Origin of the sequence: Pseudaestuariivita atlantica (assembly GCF_001205715.1) — a bacterium.
GTDB lineage: Bacteria > Pseudomonadota > Alphaproteobacteria > Rhodobacterales > Rhodobacteraceae > Pseudaestuariivita > Pseudaestuariivita atlantica.
Genome location: NZ_AQQZ01000052.1, coordinates 1 through 736 on the forward strand (window position 1 = coordinate 1; position 736 = coordinate 736).

Genomic DNA, 736 nt, shown 5'->3' on the forward strand with positions numbered 1-736 from the left:
GCACGCTGCAAGACCGTCTGGTCAAGGAACTGCGTGTTGAGGGCATATCCGACATGGAGGCAGGAAACGCCTATTTGCAAGGCTTCAAAGAGCGTCACAACGCCAAATTCGCCAAAGCCCCGGCCAAGCCGGACAACCTGCACCGCGCGCTGAATGTCGAGCCGGATCGGCTGGCGGATGTCCTGTGTTGGCGCGAGAACAGATACGTCGGCAAACAGCTGACATTTTCCTATGACCGCAAGCGCATCATGCTCGAAGAGAACGACCTCACGCGCGGTCTGGTCGGCAAATACGTGGACACTTACGCCTTTATCGATGGCCGGTTCGAGGTGCGCTCGAAAGGCCGCTCCCTGCCCTACACAATCTTCGATATGGATCAGCGCGTCACCCATGCCGCCATCACGAGTAACAAAAACCTGAGCGCTGTTCTTGAGCACATCAAAGAGATGCAAGACGCCGCACCGCCAAAGCCAAAGGTGCGCACGAACTCGGAGAAGATGGGCTACAAACCGAACGGGCGGCGGCAAGGCAGGCCGTCAGGATCGCGGTCAAAGAAGAAGATTGCGCACGCTGCAGAATAGCTTCAAGCGTCGCACATGACTGCCGATGACGACGTTGAAGTGATCTTCTCAGACCTGTGCGCCGATGAAGAGATCGACGGGCATTTCTGACGGTCGAGATTTACAAAACTGACATCGACCCAAGCTGGATACTGGAGGTCGTGAACGAGTTTGGC

Annotated in this window: 1 pseudogene; it reads left to right on the forward strand. The window is 56.5% G+C overall.

Annotated features, from left to right (window positions below):
• Window positions 1–581 (forward strand): annotated as a pseudogene (locus ATO11_RS21055) (ISNCY family transposase); the annotation flags it as partial.
• Window positions 582–736: the final 155 nt, after the last annotated feature.